This window comes from Nitrosomonas sp. Nm166 (assembly GCF_900112825.1).
Classification (GTDB): Bacteria; Pseudomonadota; Gammaproteobacteria; order Burkholderiales; family Nitrosomonadaceae; genus Nitrosomonas.
In genome coordinates, this window is record NZ_FONE01000029.1 from 1 (window position 1) to 22,570 (window position 22,570).

Below are 22,570 nucleotides of genomic sequence, written 5' to 3' on the forward strand. Positions count from 1 at the left end.
GAAGAGGACGAAGAAGACGAGAGCGAAGGCGCTAGTCCAGCCGTAGAAAGTGAAGCTCAGGGTGAAGATGACGATGAGGAGGAAGATGAAGAGTAATCATCGATGCTTGGAGAATGCTTTTGAAGCGATAAAAAAAGCAACTTAAGACAACATTAGACAGAGTAAAATAAAATTCTGGGGATTTGCTATCTCCAGAATTTACCAACTTAAGATTGAATTACTCTTATTCCTAAGTTTGCTCATCGTATTAGGTCTTGTGTGCTAACGATCTTTTTATGCATCGGCGGAGTTGTTGATATCAAGAAGCTTTTAATTTTGCAGCTCTAAGAATTTTGAATTAACCTGCTAATAGCGGGTTTTTTTATTATACCGTAAGGCTAAATGTATTATGTTCAATCATTTTCCAAAACCTGATATTAATTATCCACATAATTATCGAGATTATTTTATTGCTGGTTTTACATTCTTTTGTGTAGGAGTCAGCCTAGTAATTGATGGTAGGGCAAGTGTTGAAATTCAAAATTTGTTAGGTGTGATAGCTTGGATTTTCCTGGTTGGATTATTAATCGGTGAAAATAGAGAAGTGAGGATGCAAGTTGTTATTGCCGTGGCATTTGCTACTGCAGGTGAGCATTTTGCTTCGATTTATATGGAAGGATATACCTATCGATTTGGAAACGTGCCCCATTATGTGCCTCCAGGACATGGAATGGTTTATTTGACAGCTGTCGCACTTGCACGCTCAAGATTTTTTTTAATGAATGCAAAAAAAATAGCTGTCTTTGTGATAACTGCTGGAGGTATATGGTCACTGTGGGGCATTAGTGGCATACCTGAACAAGGTGATCAAGTTGGCGCATTTTTATTTTGTATATTTGTCATTTGTATTTTTAAGGGCCGATCTCCCATGGTTTATCTTGGAGCTTTTTTTATTTGTACTTGGTTGGAGATTGTCGGTACAGCAGCAGGAACATGGAAGTGGGCATCTATTGAACCTGTTTTTGACTGGACACAAGGAAATCCACCCAGTGGTGTAGCGGCTTGGTATTGTTTAGTTGACGCAGTAGCAATTGGTTTTGCTCCAAAGTTTTTAAATGGTTTGCAAAAAATGAATAACTGGTATAAAACAATCGCTCATTAAGAAATTTCCTTAGAAATTAGGGAATAATCAAGAAATATGGTTTTTGTTAAATAATTCTGAGACGGAAGGAATATTTGTGACTGTTGTTCGTTTACCAGATGGTTCAGAGCGTGTTTTTGATCAACCAATAAGCGTTATAGATATAGCTTCAGCGATTGGACCTGGTTTAGCCCGCGTAGCGATCGCAGGAAAAATAAATGGAAAACTGGTTGATGTAGACAGTTTAATTGATAAAGATTGTGATCTTGCCATCGTTACAGAGAAAGATGGGGAAGGATTAGAGATTATTCGACACTCTTGTGCTCATTTGCTAGCTCATGCCGTAAAAGAATTATTTCCTGATGCACAAGTTACTATTGGGCCTGTAATTGAGGACGGGTTTTATTATGATTTTTCTTATAAGCGCTCATTCACTCCTGAGGACTTAATTGCTATCGAGAAACGTATGCTTGAGATCAGCAAGAGAGATTTAAAGATAAAGCGAAAAATATGGGAACGTGCTGATGCAATTAGTTTTTTCAAGCAACAGGGGGAGCATTATAAAGCACAAATCATTGAATCTATCCCAGGAGATGAAGATTTGTCACTTTATTCTCAGGGTAATTTCACAGATTTATGCCGAGGCCCACATGTTCCGACGACTTCAAAGATAAGAGTTTTCAAACTTATGAAAGTAGCAGGAGCTTATTGGCGAGGTGATTCACATAATGAAATGCTGCAGCGAATTTATGGAACAGCTTGGGCGAATAAGGATGATCAGAAAAGCTATCTTCATCGTTTAGAAGAGGCGGAAAAACGGGATCATCGAAAGCTTGGAAAGCAGCTCGATTTATTTCATGTACAGGATGAAGCACCGGGGATGGTGTTCTGGCATCCAAAAGGATGGACATTGTGGCAGCAAATTGAGCAATATATGAGAAATATATTGAATCAGAATGGCTATCAAGAAATACGCACACCGCTAATTTTGGATAAAAATTTATGGGTGCGTTCAGGACATTGGGAGAATTTTCGTGAAAATATGTTCACCACGGATTCTGATGAGCGAGACTTTGCCATAAAACCGATGAATTGCCCTGGTCATATTCAGATATTTAATCAAGGTCTGCGGAGCTATCGTGAACTTCCCATAAGGCTAGCTGAATTTGGTTCATGCCACCGAAATGAGGCATCCGGCGCATTACACGGTATTATGCGAGTTCGTGCGTTTACACAAGATGATGCACATATTTTTTGTACAGAAGATCAAGTGCAAGATGAAGTTGTACGATTTATCGATCTATTGAAGGTTGTGTATGCTGATTTTGGCTTTAAAGAGCTTTTGGTTAAACTTTCAACTCGTCCACTAAAGCGTGTGGGATCCGAAGCGCAGTGGCACAAATCAGAAGCAGCACTGGAAGCTGCTCTGAATAAAGCTAAGCTTGAATGGGAATTACAGCCGGGTGAAGGTGCATTTTATGGGCCAAAAATTGAATTTTCATTAAAGGATTGCATTGGACGTGTATGGCAATGTGGTACATTGCAATTGGATTTTTCCATGCCTGATCGTTTGGGTGCAGCATATGTAGCAGAAGATAACTCACGCCAAGTGCCGGTTATGCTTCATAGGGCTATTTTAGGATCTCTGGAGAGATTTATCGGTATATTGATAGAGAATTATGCGGGAGCATTTCCTCTGTGGCTATCACCCGAACAGGTTGTCGTGTTAAATATTTCTCGAGGACAGATTGATTATGCGCAAGAGGTAGCTACCCAACTGAAGTATCATGGTATTAGAGCCAGTTTAGACTTGAGAAATGAAAAAATAACCTATAAAATTCGGGAGCATAGTTTGCAGAAACTTCCCTATCAAATTATTGTAGGAGATGAAGAAGTGCGAACCAATAAAGTTGCTGTTCGTAGCCGTGCGGGTGAGGATCTTGGTCAAATGATGTTACCAGCCTTAATAGAACGTCTTAAACAAGAACTTTCTTCAAAAGCATAAATTTTTATTAAACTAAACTTGGAGAATTTGCCATAGCTCAAGAAAAAACAGCACGCATTAATCAAGAAATTGATGCGCCAGAGGTACGTTTAATTGGAGTCAATGGAGAGCAAGTTGGTATCGTTACCCTTGCTGAAGCAAATGTCTTAGCTGAGGAGGCAGGCATTGATCTGGTTGAGATCGCTCCAACTGCACAACCGCCTGTTTGTCGATTGATGGATTATGGTAAGTTTCGCTATCAGGAAAGCAAGAAAAGACATGATGCGAAGCTAAAGCAGAAACAAGTTCAGATTAAAGAAATTAAATTTAGACCAAATACGGACGAAGGTGATTACAATATAAAATTAAGGAACTTAACAAATTTCCTGAATGAAGGGGATAAGGTTAAAGTAACCTTACGTTTCCGAGGGCGTGAAATGACGCATCAGGAATTTGGTATGCGTTTACTGGAGCGTGTAAAAAGCGATTTGGAATCATTTGCAGTAGTGGAACAATTCCCTAAAATGGAAGGGCGGCAAATGGTTATGGTGCTGTCACCTAGAAAGAAAGATGCAAAAGCTGATAAATCTAAAGCAGTAGCGGAAAACTCAACTGTAACATCATAAATTTCTGTCATAGTCACCTATTTGAATAATAAGTGATCGCTAGGTTTTGTAAGATTTTCAATAATGAAAACACCTAGCTTCATATTAGAAAAGGAGGTATGTATGCCTAAAATAAAAACCAAAAGTGGTGCAGCAAAACGATTTAAATTTCGAGCGAGTGGAACTATCAAACGCTCACAAGCTTTTAAGCGCCATATATTGACCAAGAAAACGACTAAAAATAAGCGCCAGTTGCGAGGTGTTGTGAGCGTTCACGCTACGAACGCAACTTCGGTGCGTGCTATGATGCCGTACGCATAAAAAGGGGAACGACATGCCAAGAGTTAAACGTGGTGTAACCGCTCATGCACGACACAAGAAAATATTAGATTTGGCTAAAGGCTACCGTGGACGCCGTAAGAATGTCTATCGCATCGCCAAGCAAGCTGTTATGAAGGCTGGTCAATATGCATACCGAGATCGCCGTCAGCGTAAAAGACAATTTCGAGCTTTATGGATTGCACGGATCAATGCAGCTGCCCGAGAGTGTGGTCTGTCATACAGTGTTTTTATGAATGGCCTCAAAAAAGCAAGCATTGAGATAGATAGAAAGGTCTTGGCTGATTTGGCTGTATTCGATAAGAGTGCTTTTGAGAAAATAGCCGAGCAGGCAAAAGCCAGTCTTGCCACATAATTAATTGTAATAAAAAAGACATTGGGAGGTCGGGTAAAGCTTGACCTCCCTTTTTCTTGTGAATGTAATGGTGGGATAATCTTATTCTTTATTGAATTTATATGAGAAACTTGGAAGAAATTATCAATGAAGCAGTAAGCTTGATGAATAGCATAGAAAATCCTACCGAGCTGGAAAATGTTAAGGCGCGCTACCTTGGTAAGAATGGTTTGCTTACTGAATTATTGAAAGGATTAGGGAAGCTTCCCGCCGAAGAGCGTCCCATCATGGGCAGCCAAATAAATCAAGCCAAGGACCAATTAGAGGCAACGCTTAAATCTCGACGCAGCGCAATTCAGGCAAAAGAACTCGAAGCTAAATTGACTGAGGAGGCCTTGGATGTCACCTTGCCTGGTAGAGGACTGGAGATGGGTGGTTTACATCCGGTAACACAAACCTTGTTGCGTGTCGAAACCCTGTTTCACTCGATAGGTTTTAATGTCGCTTCCGGTCCAGAAATAGAGACAGATTTTTATAATTTTACTGCATTAAATATTCCAGAAAATCACCCGGCGCGGGCAATGCATGATACGTTCTATGTTGATAATGGCAATTTGCTACGTACACATACATCGCCCGTCCAAATTCACTATATGCAAGATAATGAACCACCGATAAAGGTGATTGCGCCTGGGCGTGTCTATCGCTGCGATTCTGATGTAACACATACGCCGATGTTTCATCAAGTAGAAGGTTTGTGGATCGATGAGCATGCCAATTTTGCCGCATTAAAAGGTGTGCTAGCTGATTTTATGTCGCACTTCTTTGAACGTGATGATTTGTCAGTAAGATTTCGGCCATCTTTTTTTCCATTTACTGAGCCTTCTGCAGAGATGGATATTGGTTGTGTAATGTGTGATGGAAAAGGTTGTCGTGTATGTAGTCATACGGGCTGGTTGGAAGTACTGGGTTGTGGAATGGTTCATCCAAATGTTTTAAAACATGTTGCGATTGACAGCGAACGATATATTGGGTTTGCTTTTGGTATCGGAGTGGAGCGTTTGACAATGCTTAGATATGGCGTCAATGACTTGAGACTGTTTTTTGAAAATGATCTGCGTTTTCTTAAACAATTTAACTAACCCTGATTAATTTACTTACCCGTTGCAATTAAAAGTAGATCCTCATGAAGTTTTCTGAAAACTGGTTGCGTACTTTTGTTAATTCACCTTGCTCAAGTAATGAACTTGCACAAGCGTTAACGATGGCGGGGATTGAAGTTGAAAGTGTCCAGCCAGTGGCATCGTTGTTTGATAAGGTTGTTGTGGCTGAAGTGCTTTCGGTTGAGAAGCATCCTACAGCAGATCGATTAAAGGTCTGCAATGTTAAAACAGGAAAAACTGAGGAAGACTTGCTGCAAATTGTTTGTGGCGCACCTAATGTAAGTGCCGGAATAAAAGTACCCTGTGCATTGATTGGTGCGAATCTGCCGGATTTGGTCATTAAAAAAGCGAAGTTACGCGGTGTGGATTCAGCTGGCATGCTATGTTCAGCCAGAGAGCTAGGCATCAGTGATGCGGCTGAGGGCTTATTGTTACTTCCTGCAGATGCACCGGTAGGGGTAAATTTTCGTAGTTATTACCAACTTGACGATAACATTTTTATATTGAGCCTGACGCCTAATCGCGCCGATTGCCTTGGGATATTGGGTGTGGCACGTGAAGTTGCAGCAATAACAGCGACTGACCTACGAGTACCCGAGATAAGATCTATTACTCCTGAAACTGAAGATACCTTGAGGGTGCACGTGATTGCCTCTGAAGCTTGCCCCTTGTATTGTGGCCGAATAATACGTGACATAAAACTTGATGTGTTAACACCACTATGGATAACCCAGCGCTTAGAGCGTAGTGGTATACGATCCATTAATCCTGTGGTCGATATCACCAATTATGTATTGCTGGAAACCGGTCAGCCCATGCATGCTTTTGATTTGGCAAAGATTACCGGAACTATTCAGGTACGTTATGCTTTTTCGCATGAAAAAATACAGTTATTGAACGGTAATGAGCTAGATTTAAATTCAGATCTACTGTTAATTGCAGATGAGCATAAACCACTGGCATTAGCCGGTATTATGGGCGGAGTAGAAAGTAGTGTCACACACGGCACTACAGATATTTTTTTGGAAAGCGCTTTTTTTATTCCGGCTGTCATAAGCGGCAAGTCATTTTGTCTGGGATTTAGTTCGGATTCTGCTTACCGTTTTGAGCGAGGCGTGGATTTTGCTGCGACCAAGAGTGCCTTGGAGCGTGCTACTTACCTGATACAAACCATCTGTGGTGGGAGGGTAGGGCCTGTGACCGAAGTGAAGCATCAATTACCGCAAAGACACGCTGTCAATGTACGTACTGAACGAATAAAACGAGTGTTAGGCATTAATATCACTCAAGACCAAGTAAACGACTACTTTAAACGCTTAGGATTTGAGTTTTCAGTGAAAGGCGATGTTTTTAATGTTACCCCTCCGACCTATCGTTTCGATCTGACAATAGAAGAAGATTTCATAGAAGAGCTGGCACGCATTTTTGGATATGATCATATTCCTACTCATCTTCCACACACTGATATGGCGATGCTGCCAGCATCGGAAGCAGAATTTTCTCATACAGAAATAAAGCGCCTACTGATGATGCGCGATTATCAAGAAGTGATCAACTACGCTTTCGTAGATGCAGATTGGGAGCGTGATTTTGCGGATAATGAGAGACCGATCACATTAAAAAATCCGATTGCAAGCCAGATGAGTGTAATGCGGAGCACACTGATTGGCGGTTTAATTTCCAATTTGCAGTTTAATTTGAATCGTAAGCAAATCAGAGTACGCTTGTTTGAGACAGGGTGTTGTTTTGTCAGAGATAATGAAAATAATTATAAACAAATAGAAAAGCTTGCTGGGCTCAGTTATGGAGATATTGCATCTGAACAGTGGGGAATTCCCGCGAGAAATGTTGACTTCTATGATATCAAAGCGGATATAGAAGTTCTGTGTAGGGATCAAGCTATCTATTTCAAGAAATTCTCTCATCCGGCATTGCATCCGGGAAAATCAGCGCAAATTTGTATTGGAGATAAATCAATCGGATGGTTGGGAGAGTTTCATCCACGTTGGCAGAAGAAATATGGTTTACAGAGGAATGTAGTATTGTTTGAATTGGAGTTAGAAAATTTGCTGCTTAAATCCTTACCTGTTGCTAGGGAGATTTCTAAATTCCCACTGATACGCCGTGATATTGCAATCATTGTGGATAATGATATCAGTGTGCATGCATTATTGACCAGTATGAATGCTGAAAAATCAATAATTATATCGGATATTACGTTATTTGATATCTATCGCGGCAAAGGCATGGAAAGCACCAAAAAAAGTCTTGCATTCCGTATCTTATTACAAGATACTGAGAAAACGCTAACAGATGAAGAAGCTGATTTTGCAGTGACAAGTTTAATAAAAATATTAGAAAGTAAATTCTCTGCAACATTGCGTAATTGATGATCACTGAAAAAATCATGCAATTGATTATCATTGAGATTGAAGGCATTGATCAGATTTATTCTTCGTAAGCCTAGTGTATGAGATGAATTATTAATCTGTTTCTTATCAAAGGTGCCACTGCTTAATGACCTAACTATTGGTGAATAAGGTTATAAAAATTAATAACTAAAAGGAGTGAAGTATGGCATTGACCAAAGCCGAATTAGCAGATTTACTATTTGAAAATGTGGGGCTTAACAAACGTGAAGCCAAGGATATGGTCGAATCGTTTTATGAGGAAGTACGGAATGCTTTACAAAATAATGAAGGTGTCAAGCTTTCAGGATTTGGCAATTTTCAATTACGGGAAAAACCACAGCGCCCCGGTAGAAACCCGAAAACAGGCGAAGAAATTCCTATTACTGCGCGTCGTGTAGTTACATTCCACGCCAGCCAGAAACTGAAGAACTTGGTTGAAAAGAATTATCATGGAAAACCAAAAAACAAGTAATACATTACTTCCGATTCCAGCTAAACGTTACTTTACGATTGGAGAAGTAGGTATACTCTGTGGCGTTAAGCCCCATGTATTACGCTATTGGGAGCAGGAGTTTTCACAATTAAAACCTATTAAACGTCGGGGTAATCGTCGTTATTATCAGCATCAAGAAGTATTATTAATTCGACGTATTAGGGAGCTGCTTTATGACCAAGGATTTACGATTAGCGGAGCGCGTAGCCGGCTAGATCATAATGAAGATAAACCAACGCTTGTAAAGTCAACTGATATAAATACATCTCCTTCAATAGCAGATCTGAGCTACATTCGACGTGAAATCAAAAGTGTGATGTCGCTTCTGCTCTCATAAAGAATATATTTTAATAATAGTTTCTAAAATAAAATGCGTAGTTTGTTATAATTTCCTGTTCGGGGCGTAGCGCAGCCTGGTAGCGTACTTGCATGGGGTGCAAGTGGTCGGAGGTTCAAATCCTCTCGCCCCGACCATTTTGTAAGTTAACGCTCTATTCAAATCTAATTGCAAGATTGTTTGTTGATTCAATGACTATCATAGCCTTATAGAAATGCGCATCTTACTGAGTAATGATGATGGATACTTTGCGCCTGGTCTTGCATGTCTTGCTGAGTTACTTTCCCAAATTGCAGAAATCATTGTCGTCGCGCCTGAAAGAGATCGTAGCGGATCTAGTAATTCCTTAACATTGGATCGTCCATTAAGTTTACATAAATCCCATAATGGCTTTTATTACGTGAATGGAACACCTACTGACTGTGTTCACTTGGCAGTAACCGGTATGCTGGATGTTATGCCAGATATGATAGTGTCTGGGGTAAATGATGGCGCTAATATGGGCGATGATACAATTTATTCTGGTACTGTGGCTGCCGCCACAGAAGGTTTTTTACTCGGAATCCCTTCATTAGCTGTTTCTTTAGTTGGCGCATCTCGTGGAAATTATCTAACCGCTGCCCGTGTTGCAGCTGATATGGTAAGGCGCTTTAGAGAAAATGAAATTCCAAGTTCGATTTTATTGAATATTAATGTGCCAGATATTGAATATCAACAACTTGAAGGAATTGAAGTGACTCGATTAGGTAGGCGCCATAAAGCAGAACCAGTCATTAAATCGCAAACTCCGCGTGGAGAGAGAGTATATTGGGTAGGTGCAGCAGGCGCGGCACAGGACGCGGGCAAAGGTACAGATTTTTATGCTGTACAGCACAACCGGGTTTCGGTAACGCCCTTACAGATTGATTTAACCCGATACGATCAGTTGGATCTGATAACGAGATGGTTAAATAATTAGAAATTGTTATGTAAATGTAATTTAAAGTCTTATGGATGCTAATCGGTGATTGTGCGTCATTCTGGAATTGGTATGACTTCACAGCGTACACGAATGCGAATGATTGAGCGTTTACGTACACAAGGTATTGCTGATGAAGTGGTTTTATCTGTAATGGGGGCTATTCCTCGTCATGTTTTTGTTGAGGAGGCCTTAGCAAGCCGCGCTTATGAAGATGTTGCCTTACCCATAAATTATGGACAAACTATATCCAGCCCTTGGATCGTGGCGCGTATGAGCGAATTATTACGTGCTAATTCTGATTTGGATAAGGTGCTGGAAATTGGAACGGGTTGTGGTTATCAGACGGCTGTATTGACACAAATTGCACAAAAAGTTTATTCAATCGAGCGGATCGGGCCTTTATTAACCCGTACTCGAATCCGATTACAGGAATTACAAATTAGAAATGTCCATTTGAAGCATGCGGACGGCTTGCGGGGACTAGCAGAAGCTGCACCATTTGATGGTATCATCATGACAGCGGTAACGACTCATGTCCCTATTGCGCTATTGGAGCAATTGGTAGTGGGGGGTAAAATGGTTTTTCCTAAAGGGGTACAGAAGCAGAATTTGTGTGTTATAGAACGTAATCCCCAAGGCTATACCGAGACTGTGCTGGAAGAGGTAAATTTTGTGCCTTTATTATCTGGTGTCGTAAAAAAATAACGATACGAGGAATATTAAAATGACGAACAACCCGATGAGGCTAATAGATAGCGGTATCGATAGATGCATCATCAAAGCAACTTTTTCTTTGATGAGTTATTTTAAGTTATTATTTTTTAGTCTATTTACAATTTTATTCCTATTGATGATTGGATGTAGTACCACACAGCCACCTGTTCCAGTAGTCGATCGCTCGAAAGCGGATGTAGTGGGACCCATCAATAAATCCATTGAACCAGCGAGTTCCAGTTCCTATAATCAGTTTTATATCGTACAGAAAGGGGATACGCTATACAGTATTGCACTTAATCATGGCATTGATTTCAAGAAGTTAGCTGAATGGAATCATATCACAGACCCTAAAAACATCAAACCGGGCCAGAGAATTAGTTTGTCTGTGCCATTGTCTGCGCCAGCAAGCGATTCTCAACCTGTCTTGTTTGCTTTGCCTCAGCAACCCATAGAGACAACTCTTGAACCCAATGAACAGCCCTTCGCTACGATTCCCCAGGAAAGCGATAGGGGGAGCGAAGTAAAGGGAAACCTAAAAACAAGCCCAAAAGCCATTAAGTTACCTTTCTCAGAGCAGAATGTGGCACGGTTAAAAGATTCAGCCAATTTATCCTCTGTAGTACAGACACAACCGCCTCCCCCAGCGCTAGAAAAAAATACCAGAATTGAAGTTGCTCCTCAGCCAGAATCACAGCAGTCTGATGCTGAATGGATGTGGCCGACGACTGGCAAGTTGCTATCATCTTTTTCAAAGAATTCTAAAGGTGTAAAGATTTCCGGTCAGGCTGGACAACCGATTCTGGCTTCGGCTGCAGGTGAAGTAGTTTATAGTGGTCACGGTTTACGTGGCTATGGAAATTTGATAATTATTAAGCATAATAATACCTTCCTCAGTGCGTATGCCCATAATAGTAAGATACTGGTAAAAGAAGGAGAGGCCGTGGTAAAGGGTCAGAAAATTGCAGAAATGGGCAATACTGACTCAGATACTATCCAGTTACATTTTGAGATACGAAAACATGGTAAGCCAGTTGATCCGCTGGAATACTTACCTAATCCATCATGATGATAAAAATCAGCCAGTTCTACTTAAAATAAAAAAAGCGGATAAACATATCCGCTTTTTTTATTTAATCTCAATTGCTTACTTCTCAGAATCGCGCATGTGCTTCAAAGCTTCCTCGACATGTTTTGCTGCTACATCTGCGTGATCTTGTTTTGCATGCGCGATAGCTTCATCCAGATGCTTGATTGATTCAGTCATATGCTGGCGTGCCTCTGATTTAAGCTCCTTTTCGGCAGCTTTTGCATGAGTGAGACTTTGTTGTGCATGTTCTAATAACACCTTGGCATGACCGGCTTCACCGTGAGTTTTGGCTTCTTCTGCGTGTTTTATCGCTTCTGTAGTGTGCTGATTGGTACCGGCAATTACTTGTGAATTGAAAAAGAGTGCTAATACACCGATCATTATAGTCATTCTGATGAATTTCATAATGTTACTCCTTGTATTAATTTAAAGAGGACCTAACATACCCTTTCTAGGGCTGGTGCCTAATCTCTATCAATTCAATGAGACTTTGCACAGATTACTTATAACACAAAAACATTAGAAGCTAGAACAAATTCAAGTTAATTGTATAAAAACAGATTTTAAGAAAGACTGATTTGCTTACCGATATTTATATCGAAGCTTAATGGTTGATTAATCAGTTAATCAAATTATTGAGTAACTTATAATCAATCCATTGTTTATCAAATGGGATACCTCTGATTTGAGTGAATGGTTGAGATGGCTCCCCTAGATCTGATAAAACTGCCATTGCGCCGCTGAAATCTTGTGACCGAGTGTAACCACTCACGGTGATGAGTGTAGGAATGTCGGCTGTCAGTGCGGATTTCAATCCATTTTCAGAGTCTTCTATTGCAATACATTGTTGCGCGGTTAACTGGAGTTGGTTGAGTACCCAGTAATAGATATCGGGTGCCGGTTTCTTCAGGGGCACAATATCACCAGCTCCGATCACATCGAACCAACCAATAGATTCTTCACCTAGAGTTGATTTTAGCAAAGCGGTGACATTTTCCATTGTGGTCGTTGTTGCAATCGCGATTTTTATTTTTTCCTGACGCAGCTCATGAATCAATCGAGCAATACCAGGACGTAACGGAATACGACCTTGTTCCATTAGTGACTCAAAGTACTTGGTTTTTGTTTTGTGCAAGCTGGCAATCCAGTCCGACAAATCGCTTTTGTTGAGCGCAGCAGGCATATACCTTTCTAGATAATGTCGAATTCGCTCTTTTCCACCAGTAACTTGCAGCAGTTCACCATACAGATCGATATCCCAATGCCAGTCGAGATTAAAATGTTTAAATGCAGCATTGAATGCAAGGCGATGACCGTCTTGCTCTGTGTCAGCAAGTGTGCCGTCTACATCAAACAGTACGGCTTCTAATTTATTATATGTATTCATTCTATTATTCTATAAATGAGTTTAAGTTATTGTCAGATGGTGGTAACTGGCACGCTGCAGGCGATCAGTAATGGCTAACCAGGCAGGGTGATCAGGCGGTGCTTCTACCAGGATATAATCAAATGCTGCTTGATCGAATTCATGTAATCTTGCATACAGTTGCTTACCGTAAGAAATTGGATCTTGAGGCATGAAGAATTGCTGGATCAACGGATCCAGAAGCTGTGATTTATCAATATCGGACCACCTAATGATCAGAACCCGCAAGCTTTGTGCTGCTAATGTTGTTGCCTCCTTCTCGATTTGCGCTGTCGAGTATATTTTTAGTGGAGTTGCGGGTGCATAATGTGCTGGTAATGACCCGGATGTACGTACCGCTTGATTGACATTGTGCGCTACAATAATCGGACTATCCAGTACTGATTCAAGCGCAGATAATGCAATGCCGCCCGGCCGGAGTACTGCGGGCAATTGGTCATGGAAACTGATGATGGTGCTTTCCAGACCTATTTCACAGGCACCACCATCTAAGATCATATCGACTTTTGAGCCCAATTCCTCTCGCACATGTGCTGCCGTAGTCGGACTAATTTTTCCAAAACGATTTGCTGATGGAGCGGCCAGTGCTTTGTCCGGTCCCAGTGCGTTAAGCAAAGCCAGCGCAACAGGGTGAGCCGGTATGCGTAGCCCCACCGTATCTTGGCCGCCTGTAACTCGATCAGATATATGACGGCTGCGCTGCAGAATCAAAGTTAATGGTCCGGGCCAGAAGTGACTGGCGAGTTTCCAGGCGAATTCCGGTATGGCTTGTGCCCAATATTGCAAATGGGAAATATTACCGATATGTACGATGAGCGGATGATCAGTAGGGCGCTGTTTAATTGTGTAAATCTTGTTGACAGCGTATGGATTTGTAACATCAGCACCAAGACCATAGACAGTTTCGGTAGGAAAAGCCACCGTGCCGCCTTCGCATAATATGCGCGCGGCTGCGGAAATCTGGTCATGCTGTTCTGATGACAAATTTGGCCTGTTTTGAGAATATTGTGTTTGTTTCTTTACATACATATGTTCGACTCAAATGAAAAGTCGATTAAGCGCATCAATCGTTTTAAATGAAATTTAGGGTTGATTATCAGGCCAGTCATAACCCAGAATACCTTGGATCATGCGTACGAGGTAGAAACTTAGCCAATTGATAGTATTTTTGTGCCATGAGAGAAAACCTTTATTCGCTGATGTTACCGATACGGATTCTTGCACGATTGCAGTTCTCAAGCTTGTTTTTAATTCGTTTGCAAAATCTTGATCTTCAATGATGATATTGGCCTCGCGTGCCAGGAGCAAACTAAAAGGATCGATATTGGAAGAACCTACGGTTGCCCAATGCTGATCAATAACAGCTACTTTGGCATGTAGATAGCTGCGGCTATATTCATAAATTTTTATTCCAGCTTGCAATAAATTCTCATACATTGCCCGGGTCGCATGATATTGCAAACGATATTCGATTCTGCCCTGTAATAAAAGTTCGACATTTACACCGCGTTGAGCGGCATCTTTCAGCGCAGTAATAAATCTTCTTCCCGGCAGAAAATAGGCATTGGCAATGATGATTTCAGTATGCGCCTGGTGAATGGCTTGCAGATAAGCGCGCTCGATGTCATGACGATGGCGCCAGTTATCACGAATCAAAAATGCAGCGCGTTGATTTCCATATGGTTTGTGTGTTGGTTTTATTACGACCGGATTAATCCAATGTTCCTTTAAATGTACCCATGCTACTTGTGTCCATAAGCGTCTCATACTGCTGTAGATTTGAGTGAGTATCGGGCCTTTAATAAGAACAGCATAGTCAAAACGCGGCGTCAATTTCTCCGGATTATGCTGATCGTCAATGATATTAATTCCGCCGACGAAAGCGATCTTTGCATCGATACTGACTAATTTGCGGTGCATTCGGCGTAAACGATGGCGATGTGGCATCGAAAAGATAAATTCTGGCCTGAATATTAATACATGAATACCGGCTGTAAGCATGTTTTGTATTTCATCGCGTGAGAGGTTTTGGCAGCCATAACCATCCAGTAGCAGATGTACGGATACTCCGCGTTGTACCGCACGTATTAAAGCTTCAGAAATCCTGATACCGATCGCATCATATTCAAAAATATAAGTCTCTATATATATTTCAGTCTGTGCCTGCTCTATCGCAGCTTCTAGTTTTGGAAAATATTCTTCTCCATTATGTAATAAGATTATCTGATTACCGCCAATGAAATAGGGGCTTCTCATTTTTAGAGGCACTAGGAAACTATAAGCCTACATAAATTCAGTTCATCGATGATGCAGAATTGCACATCATATACTGTTAGCCTTTGTTATGAGATTTTTAGCATTCTATCCAACGCAAGTTTTGCAAGTCTGGCTTCATCCTGAGGAACTTTGATCTGATTCACGACATTACCGTTGACCAAATTTTCCAGTGCCCAGACCAGATGTTGCGGATCAATGCGCGCCATCGTGGAACACATGCACACCATGGGTGACATGAATTGAACAATTTTCTCTTGTGATTTAAATTCTTCCGTAATTCGGCTAACCAGATTAAGTTCAGTACCTACCAGCCAGCGCGTACCACTTTTCGCTTCCGCAATGGTTTTAATGATGTATTCAGTTGAGCCGACATAATCTGATGCTTTGCAAACTTCGTAGCTACATTCCGGGTGAGAGATGACAATGCCATCAGGATACTGATTACGAAAACGAATAATGTGCTGTGGTTGAAACATCTGATGAACAGAGCAATGCCCTTTCCATAATAAAATTTTGGCTTTCTTGATTTGCTCGGCAGTTAATCCGCCCATGGGTTCATCGAAGTTCCATACGGGCATTTCTTCCAGTGAAATGCCGAGTTGATGTCCACTCCAGCGGCCGAGATGCTGATCAGGAAAAAACAAAACTTTTTCCCGTTGCTTAAACGACCATTGCAGAACCTTGGTAGCATTACTGGAGGTACAGACAATACCTTCGTGCTCGCCACAGAAAGCTTTAAGATCAGCAGCAGAATTAATATAAGTGACAGGTGTGATCGATTCATCCGGATCCAGTATTTCCGCAAGCTCACGCCAGGCACGCTCTACATTGGAGAGGCTGGCCATGTCTGCCATTGAACAGCCGGCTGCCATGTCGGGCAGAATAGCAATTTGTTCCGGGCTGGAGAGCATATCCGCAACTTCAGCCATGAAATGGACGCCACAGAAGACCAGATAATCCGCATCAGTCTGAGCCGCAAGGAAGGAAAGTTTTAAGGAATCACCTGTCAGATCTGCATGCCGGTATACATCTGCACGTTGATAGTGGTGAGCCAGAATGACAGCGCGTTTTCCCAGCATATTCTTGGCATCAATAATACGTTGGGCGCAGGTTTCATCCTCTAATTGGTCATATTTTTCAAATTCAAAAGCTTCTGCGTACATTGCTAGTTTTATTTCTCAAGTGTTTTTCGAATAATAAACATTACTATACTAAGATATCGGTTCTAAGATATAGGTTCAAGTTGGAATTTAAAGGCTTAGAAGAATAGTAAAAGTATCTCTTCATAAAACGGAGATTTGAGTCTGGTATAATAATTTATAAAGTGTGTATTTTCATCAAGGTCATGCATATTCTGGAATAACAGCCACAGTCAATAATTTTTAAATGACCAGTCGCCTACATTTCAGCTTTTCATTGATTTTTCTTATTTTTCTGGCTTTAATAACATTTTGGTTAGATTGGGTTACTCGTCCGCCAGAACAAACGAGAGGTAATGATTTATATCGCAATGCGGATTATATTGTTGAAGATCTGTCCGGCATTCGAATGGATCATGAACGTGCGATTCAGCGGAAATTTGCTGCAAGGAAGCTACTTCATTATCTCAATGAAGATGTTACGCAGATGGAACAAATCAGTTTCGTAAATACTGATCCAGAGCAGCCTTTAATTCGCTTGCGGGCAGACTATGCAGAAGTGAGAGGCAAGGGCGAAAATATTTTTTTGAGAGAGAATGTAACTGCGCTAAGAGGTGCGGATGATGAGAAAGGTAAAATCACTTTGACAACTAACTTTTTGCATCTTATTCCGGATGAAAATTTAGTTAAAACGGATCAATCGGTAACTATCTCGAGATTTAATACTGCGATTAGCGCGATCGGCCTGGAATTTAATAATCATACTGGAATGATACAGCTCTTGACACAAGTAAGAGCGGTTAATAGGAAATGACTGAAAAAACAGTAAAACTGATCCTTGTTGTATGCTTATTGGGCTTGTTTTTTGCCCGGCCTGTAATAGCTGAGAAAGCTGACCGCAATAAGCCTGTTTACCTCGAAGCTGATCGCGCTACCGTTGAAGATGTTAACCGTAAGGAAGCCAGTCGAGTCAGCATATTTACAGGGAATGTGATTTTAACTCAAGGAACGATGCGAATTACTGCCGATAAAGTAATTATGAAAGAAGACCTTAATGGATTTAAGCACGCAACAGCGATTGGAGATCTAGTGACTTTCCGTCAGAAGCGAGACGGTTTGGATGAATATGTGGAAGGCTGGAGCGAGCGGGTAGAGTACGATAGCAAAACGGATAAAATTGAATTGTTCCGACAGGCACGACTAAAACGTGGTTCCGATGAAGTGCAAGGCGATTATATCTCCTATGATATGGGTAGTGAATTTTTTAAGGTGATTGGCAGTAAGGAGCGTGGCGTTGAAACGGGTCCTGACAAGCGGGTTCGGATTACTATTCAGCCTAAAAAAAAGGCTGAGTAGTCTTAATTATGAGATTATCTGAGAAGTGAATCTAATTGCAAGGAATGAGTGAGCTAAAAGCCAGTAATTTAAAAAAACGCTATAAATCACGTACCGTAGTACAGGATGTGTCTTTTTCACTTTGCAGTGGTGAAGTAGTGGGCTTGCTGGGTCCTAACGGCGCTGGAAAAACTACGTGTTTTTATATGATTGTTGGTTTGATCCCCCTCGATGGTGGCGGAGTGTACTTGGATGATCGCGATTTAAGTCAATTACCGATCCATCAAAGAGCAAGGCTAGGATTGAGTTATCTGCCTCAAGAAGCATCGATTTTTCGACGTTTAACCGTTGAAGAGAATATTCTTGCAGTATTAGAGTTGCAGAACCTGAAAGATAATACAAAACAGCGATATTTAGATGGCTTATTACACGATTTGCATATCAGCCATTTACGTAATAATTCTGCAATCAGTTTATCAGGAGGTGAACGCCGTCGTGTTGAAATAGCTCGTGCATTGGCATCGCAACCACGTTTCATTCTGCTGGATGAACCTTTTGCTGGCGTAGATCCAATTGCTGTCTTAGATATACAGAAAATTGTTTCTTTCCTGAGAGAACGAAAAATTGGTGTGCTGATTACTGATCATAATGTTCGCGAGACGCTAGGAATTTGTGATCGAGCATATATCATCAGTGAAGGCCACGTGCTGGCGAAAGGCAAGCCTGATGAGATCATTCATAATGAACAGGTTAGGGAAGTCTATTTGGGAGAACACTTCCGATTGTAATTTAGAAAATGAATTCAATCACTTCTTTCTGCTTGTTGTTCTAAAACCATGAAACCGACACTCCAGCTCAAAATAACACAGCAGCTCAAGCTTACGCCCCAGTTGCAACAGTCTATTCGATTGTTGCAGTTATCGACGCTTGAACTGAACCAAGAAATTGAACGTATTGTGCAGGAAAATCCGTTATTGGAATTATGCGAAGACTGGAATGCGCCTGAAATAGATTTTCTATCCACGACTTCAGAATATTCTGACCCTACAGACTTGGATACAGATTTGAAAAGTGCGCCATCAGAAATGGCGCTGTCTGAAACTATTACCACGTCGGAAGAAGACTATATTCATGATACTGAGTGGTTTCAGGAAAGTTTTTTTTCTTACGGTGCTCATGAAGATGATGATCATGAGGCTCCGCAAATTCCTGCCAAGCCATTAAACTTGCGTGAATATTTAACTTTCCAGGTTTCTTGTTTAAGCCAGATTTCTGAGCATGAGAAAAAAATTACAGGTTTCTTAATCGATAGCCTGGATGATAATGGTTATCTACCTCAACCGCTGAATGAGTTGATGGAAATATTACCCGCTGAGTTAGGTATCAGTCTGAATGATCTGCAGCATGCCCTTAATTATTTGCAGCGTCTTGATCCTCCAGGTGTAGGGGCACGTGATCTGCAAGAATGCCTCATGTTACAGTTACAGGCATTACCCGATGATGTTGCGCATCGTGATCAGGCACTCAAAGTAGTACGAGAATATCTGGACATGCTGGCATCACATGATTTTGCTCAAATTAAGCGATTACTGGCCTGTGATGGTCAAAGCTTACGCGCTATTCAGAAATTGATTACCCATCTCAATCCCAAGCCTGGTGCTGAATTTAATCCTCAAAGCGAACGCTATATCGTGTCCGACATTACAGTTACAAAAAATAATGGTGTCTGGATTGCACATCTTAATATCGATGCACTTCCGAAACTAGGGGTTAATCATCTGTATGCTAATATACTGAAACAAGCGCATCACAGTTCAGCACGTGGGTTAGCAAGCCAGTTAAATGAAGCTAAATGGCTGATTAAAAACATTCAGCAGCGCTCAAATACCATACTAAGGGTAGCTAGGGCTATTGTTGCGCGGCAGCAGCAATTTTTTGAGCATGGAGAAGTAGCTATGCGCCCGCTTGTATTACGCGAGATTGCAGAAACCTTGAATTTACATGAATCCACGATATCACGTGTGACTACACAGAAATTCATGTACACACCGCGCGGAATTTTTGAACTTAAATATTTTTTTGCCAGTCATGTGGCCACCGATTCGGGGGGGGCTTGTTCGGCCACAGCTATTCGTGCATTGATCAAGCAATTGATACAAGAAGAAAACTCAAAGAAGCCATTGAGTGATAATAAGATTGCAAATATTCTCGAACAGCAAGGTATTGTTGTCGCTCGTCGTACCATTGCGAAGTACCGGGAATCGTTACATATTCCTGCAGCGAATCTTCGCAAATCACTTTAATTAAAATAAGGAAGAATAATGAACCTTAAACTCACCGGCAATCACGTCGAAATTACCGATGCGATGCGTGATTATGTGATTTCAAAAATCAATAAAATTACACGTCACTTTGATCATGTCATTGATGTGAGCGTTATTCTCTCAATAGAGAAACTTAAACAAAAAGCAGAAGCGAATATTCATGTGCGGGGCAAAGATATTTTTGTCGAAACCGATAGTGAAGATATGTATGCATCTATTGATAGTCTTGTAGATAAGCTGGATCGGCAAATACTTAAGCACAAAGAAAAAAGCCTTGAACGCCGCAAGCAGGGTGCATTAAAAGATCAAGATCTTGAATAATCATTAGACATGCTTCTTTTTCAAGCAATTAACTTATAACTGATGATATTCTCGTAATGCTTTATAAGCATCTGATCAATAATAATTTTATTTTTACATGAACTTAATTTCACAATTATTACCACCGTCTAATGTTATTATTAATCTGGATGTCGCCAGTAAGAAACGTGTGTTTGAGCAAGTGGGATTATTATTTGAAAATACCAGTCAGATCGCGCGCAGTCAGGTTTTTGACAGTCTGTTCGCACGCGAGAAATTGGGTTCAACAGGTTTAGGGCAAGGTGTTGCTATCCCACACGGTCGTATTAAAGGATTACGTGATGCGGTCGCAGCTTTAGTAACGATGAAAGAACCCATTCCATTTGATGCGCCTGACGGACAACCGGTCAATATCGCTTGTATTTTATTGGTACCGGAGAAAGCTAATGATAAGCACTTGCAAATTCTAAGTGAATTGGCACAAATGTTTAGCGATAAACAATTTCGTGAAAATATTTTGCGTAGTAAGGATGCAGCAGATATCCACAAATTGATTGCTGAGTGGGAGCCGAATGTCACGAATTAGCATTGCTCAGCTATTTGAGGATAAAAAGGAGAAGCTTGAGTTAACCTGGATATCAGGTCAGAGTGGTGGTGGTACTGAACTCAGTGATGAGGCTATCGCGCAGTCTGCTCAGGGTATGATTGGGCACTTGAATTTCATCCATCCAGACTGGATTCAAGTATTGAGTAGCGATGAGATTCATTATCTAAACAAATTAGATGCTGTCTCTCTTGAGAAAAAGCTCAATCAGCTTACGCAAGGTAATCTCGCTTGTATAATTGCTGCGGACAATGCTGAAGTTCCTGTAGCCATTTATAACATGGCCAGTACCTACAATATTCCTCTGTTACGCTCACCTTATCCTAGTCTGGAAGTCATCTGGGTGATACGAGCCTATTTAGGAAGCGTTCTGGCGCCTTCCTGTACTTTGCATGGCGTGCTTCTCGATGTTTTGGGCATGGGAGTTCTGATAACAGGTGACAGTGGTGTAGGTAAGAGTGAGCTGGCTCTGGAATTAATAAGCCGAGGTCATGGACTGGTGGCTGATGACGTCGTGGAATTACGTCGAATTGCGCCTGAAACACTGGAAGGCCGCTGTCCGCCGATGCTAAGAGATTATCTTGAAGTGCGGGGCTTGGGCATGCTGAATATTCGTACAATTTTTGGAGAAACCGCAGTGCGACGTCATAAAAATATGAAGTTGATTGTTCACTTGCAAAACAGCGGTGGAACTGATGCAAGTGTATTGGAACGATTGCCTCTCAGTAATCTGAATGAAAGTATTATGAATGTTGATATCCGTAAAGTGATTATTCCAGTAGCAGCCGGACGAAATCTGGCGGTCCTGGTGGAGGCGGCAGTACGGAATTATGTTCTACAGTTACGCGGTATTGATAGTACTAAGGATTTTATTGAGCGGCATGAGCAAGTGATGAATAGTGAATCAATAGATAAAAAACCCAACTAGCGTAAGGTTCTTCCAGCTCCTCATTGAGAGCGATTTTTGAATCCACTCTGATCACGATGGAGAATCCCCAAATAATTACACTGGCACTCACTGGTGCATCGGGTATGCCTTATGGTATTCGCTTGCTGGAGATGTTGCTGGCCGAGAGCAAGCAGGTCTATCTGCTGTATTCTCAAGTAGCACAGATTGTCGCACAGCAGGAAATGAACCTGGCTTTACCTTCCCGTGCCAAAGAAGCAGAAGTATTTTTTAATCATTTATATAATCTACCGGAAGGGCAATTAAGGGTGTTTGGACGTGAAGAATGGTTTGCACCGGTAGCTTCTGGTTCTAATCCTGCTGATTCGATGGTGATCTGTCCTTGTACGATGGGAACGCTAGCTGCCATTGCGGCGGGTATGAACCAGAAACTCATTGAGCGGGCAGCAGACGTGATGTTAAAAGAAAACCGGCAGCTTATCCTGGTACCGAGGGAAATGCCTTTTTCTACGATTCATTTGGAAAATATGCTTAAGCTTGCGCGTAGTGGAGCAGTTATTCTACCGGCCAACCCTGGCTTCTATCATCATCCCCAGGCCATACAGGATTTGGTTGATTTTGTTGTGGCACGTATTCTGGATCATCTGGGCATTAAGCACACCCTTATCCCCCGATGGGGAGAAAAAAGCTAATACTCCTTTATCGCT

25 protein-coding genes and 1 tRNA gene are annotated in these 22,570 nt (G+C 41.3%); 21 read left to right on the forward strand and 5 right to left on the reverse strand.

What is annotated here, in order from left to right; all coding sequences use genetic code 11:
- Positions 1-388: 388 nt before the first annotated feature.
- From BM021_RS09275 to BM021_RS09335, 13 genes are all read left to right on the forward strand, one after another.
- A complete protein-coding gene (locus tag BM021_RS09275) occupies positions 389-1,141 on the forward strand; it encodes a hypothetical protein (protein WP_090720761.1) in 753 nt (250 codons plus the stop codon).
- A 76-nt stretch (positions 1,142-1,217) separates the two neighbouring features.
- Positions 1,218-3,125 carry a threonine--tRNA ligase gene (gene thrS / locus BM021_RS09280; protein WP_090720762.1) on the forward strand — a complete coding sequence of 636 codons (1,908 nt, stop codon included), beginning with the start codon at positions 1,218-1,220 and terminating at the stop codon, positions 3,123-3,125.
- A 32-nt stretch (positions 3,126-3,157) separates the two neighbouring features.
- Positions 3,158-3,730: a translation initiation factor IF-3 gene (infC, locus tag BM021_RS09285; protein WP_090720763.1), complete on the forward strand. Its 573-nt coding sequence runs from the start codon at positions 3,158-3,160 to the stop codon at positions 3,728-3,730.
- 102 nt (positions 3,731-3,832) lie between these two features.
- Complete coding sequence (rpmI, locus tag BM021_RS09290) at positions 3,833-4,030, forward strand: 50S ribosomal protein L35 (protein ID WP_090720764.1); 198 nt, start codon at positions 3,833-3,835, stop codon at positions 4,028-4,030.
- A gap of 13 nt (positions 4,031-4,043) precedes the next feature.
- Positions 4,044-4,403: a 50S ribosomal protein L20 gene (gene rplT, locus BM021_RS09295; protein ID WP_090720765.1), complete on the forward strand. Its 360-nt coding sequence runs from the start codon at positions 4,044-4,046 to the stop codon at positions 4,401-4,403.
- A gap of 101 nt (positions 4,404-4,504) precedes the next feature.
- A complete protein-coding gene (pheS, locus tag BM021_RS09300; protein ID WP_090720766.1) occupies positions 4,505-5,524 on the forward strand; it encodes a phenylalanine--tRNA ligase subunit alpha in 1,020 nt (339 codons plus the stop codon).
- 44 nt (positions 5,525-5,568) lie between these two features.
- Positions 5,569-7,935 (forward strand): phenylalanine--tRNA ligase subunit beta, encoded by a 2,367-nt coding sequence (gene pheT, locus BM021_RS09305; protein WP_090720767.1) that lies wholly within the window; start codon positions 5,569-5,571, stop codon positions 7,933-7,935.
- Positions 7,936-8,119: 184 nt separating this feature from the next.
- Entirely contained in the window at positions 8,120-8,428 is a 309-nt protein-coding gene (locus tag BM021_RS09310) for an integration host factor subunit alpha (RefSeq protein WP_090720768.1), read from the forward strand.
- Positions 8,406-8,786, forward strand: coding sequence for a MerR family transcriptional regulator (locus BM021_RS09315; RefSeq protein ID WP_090720769.1), 381 nt, complete (start codon positions 8,406-8,408; stop codon positions 8,784-8,786). The genes BM021_RS09310 and BM021_RS09315 overlap by 23 nt, the downstream gene beginning before the upstream one ends.
- A gap of 60 nt (positions 8,787-8,846) precedes the next feature.
- A tRNA-Pro gene (locus tag BM021_RS09320) sits at positions 8,847-8,923 on the forward strand.
- Positions 8,924-9,000: 77 nt separating this feature from the next.
- Positions 9,001-9,744: a 5'/3'-nucleotidase SurE gene (gene surE, locus BM021_RS09325; RefSeq protein ID WP_090720770.1), complete on the forward strand. Its 744-nt coding sequence runs from the start codon at positions 9,001-9,003 to the stop codon at positions 9,742-9,744.
- A 45-nt stretch (positions 9,745-9,789) separates the two neighbouring features.
- Positions 9,790-10,452 carry a protein-L-isoaspartate(D-aspartate) O-methyltransferase gene (locus BM021_RS09330; protein ID WP_090720771.1) on the forward strand — a complete coding sequence of 221 codons (663 nt, stop codon included), beginning with the start codon at positions 9,790-9,792 and terminating at the stop codon, positions 10,450-10,452.
- Positions 10,453-10,597: 145 nt separating this feature from the next.
- Positions 10,598-11,530, forward strand: coding sequence for a peptidoglycan DD-metalloendopeptidase family protein (locus BM021_RS09335; RefSeq protein WP_256207856.1), 933 nt, complete (start codon positions 10,598-10,600; stop codon positions 11,528-11,530).
- A gap of 78 nt (positions 11,531-11,608) precedes the next feature.
- Here BM021_RS09335 and smbP read toward each other — a convergent pair whose 3' ends face one another.
- The 5 genes from smbP to nadA form a co-directional block, all read right to left on the reverse strand.
- Complete coding sequence (smbP, locus tag BM021_RS09340) at positions 11,609-11,956, reverse strand: small metal-binding protein SmbP (RefSeq protein ID WP_090720773.1); 348 nt, start codon at positions 11,954-11,956, stop codon at positions 11,609-11,611.
- A gap of 214 nt (positions 11,957-12,170) precedes the next feature.
- Positions 12,171-12,938, reverse strand: a complete 768-nt coding sequence (locus BM021_RS09345) for an HAD family hydrolase (RefSeq protein ID WP_090720774.1) — start codon at positions 12,936-12,938, stop codon at positions 12,171-12,173.
- A 21-nt stretch (positions 12,939-12,959) separates the two neighbouring features.
- Entirely contained in the window at positions 12,960-14,006 is a 1,047-nt protein-coding gene (locus tag BM021_RS09350) for an L-threonylcarbamoyladenylate synthase (protein ID WP_090720775.1), read from the reverse strand.
- Between the two features lie 54 nt (positions 14,007-14,060).
- Entirely contained in the window at positions 14,061-15,233 is a 1,173-nt protein-coding gene (gene clsB / locus BM021_RS09355) for a cardiolipin synthase ClsB (RefSeq protein WP_090720776.1), read from the reverse strand.
- A gap of 86 nt (positions 15,234-15,319) precedes the next feature.
- Positions 15,320-16,417 carry a quinolinate synthase NadA gene (nadA, locus tag BM021_RS09360; protein ID WP_090720777.1) on the reverse strand — a complete coding sequence of 366 codons (1,098 nt, stop codon included), beginning with the start codon at positions 16,415-16,417 and terminating at the stop codon, positions 15,320-15,322.
- 253 nt (positions 16,418-16,670) lie between these two features.
- Between nadA and lptC the strand changes: the two genes are divergently transcribed.
- The 8 genes from lptC to BM021_RS09400 all read left to right on the forward strand — a co-directional run bounded on the left by lptC (position 16,671) and on the right by BM021_RS09400 (position 22,555).
- Positions 16,671-17,207, forward strand: coding sequence for an LPS export ABC transporter periplasmic protein LptC (gene lptC / locus BM021_RS09365; protein ID WP_256207857.1), 537 nt, complete (start codon positions 16,671-16,673; stop codon positions 17,205-17,207).
- Positions 17,204-17,749 carry a lipopolysaccharide transport periplasmic protein LptA gene (gene lptA, locus BM021_RS09370; RefSeq protein WP_090720779.1) on the forward strand — a complete coding sequence of 182 codons (546 nt, stop codon included), beginning with the start codon at positions 17,204-17,206 and terminating at the stop codon, positions 17,747-17,749. The genes lptC and lptA overlap by 4 nt, the downstream gene beginning before the upstream one ends.
- Positions 17,750-17,793: 44 nt before the next feature.
- Entirely contained in the window at positions 17,794-18,516 is a 723-nt protein-coding gene (gene lptB / locus BM021_RS09375) for an LPS export ABC transporter ATP-binding protein (protein WP_090720780.1), read from the forward strand.
- Between the two features lie 48 nt (positions 18,517-18,564).
- On the forward strand, positions 18,565-20,031 hold the full coding sequence (locus BM021_RS09380) for an RNA polymerase factor sigma-54 (RefSeq protein WP_090720781.1): 1,467 nt from the start codon (positions 18,565-18,567) through the stop codon (positions 20,029-20,031).
- Positions 20,032-20,049: 18 nt separating this feature from the next.
- A complete protein-coding gene (gene hpf / locus BM021_RS09385) occupies positions 20,050-20,373 on the forward strand; it encodes a ribosome hibernation-promoting factor, HPF/YfiA family (protein ID WP_090720782.1) in 324 nt (107 codons plus the stop codon).
- Positions 20,374-20,470: 97 nt separating this feature from the next.
- Complete coding sequence (locus BM021_RS09390; RefSeq protein ID WP_090720783.1) at positions 20,471-20,938, forward strand: PTS sugar transporter subunit IIA; 468 nt, start codon at positions 20,471-20,473, stop codon at positions 20,936-20,938.
- Positions 20,925-21,884, forward strand: coding sequence for an HPr(Ser) kinase/phosphatase (gene hprK / locus BM021_RS09395; RefSeq protein ID WP_090720784.1), 960 nt, complete (start codon positions 20,925-20,927; stop codon positions 21,882-21,884). The genes BM021_RS09390 and hprK overlap by 14 nt, the downstream gene beginning before the upstream one ends.
- Before the next feature lie 56 nt (positions 21,885-21,940).
- Complete coding sequence (locus BM021_RS09400; RefSeq protein WP_090720785.1) at positions 21,941-22,555, forward strand: flavin prenyltransferase UbiX; 615 nt, start codon at positions 21,941-21,943, stop codon at positions 22,553-22,555.
- Positions 22,556-22,570 lie beyond the last annotated feature (15 nt).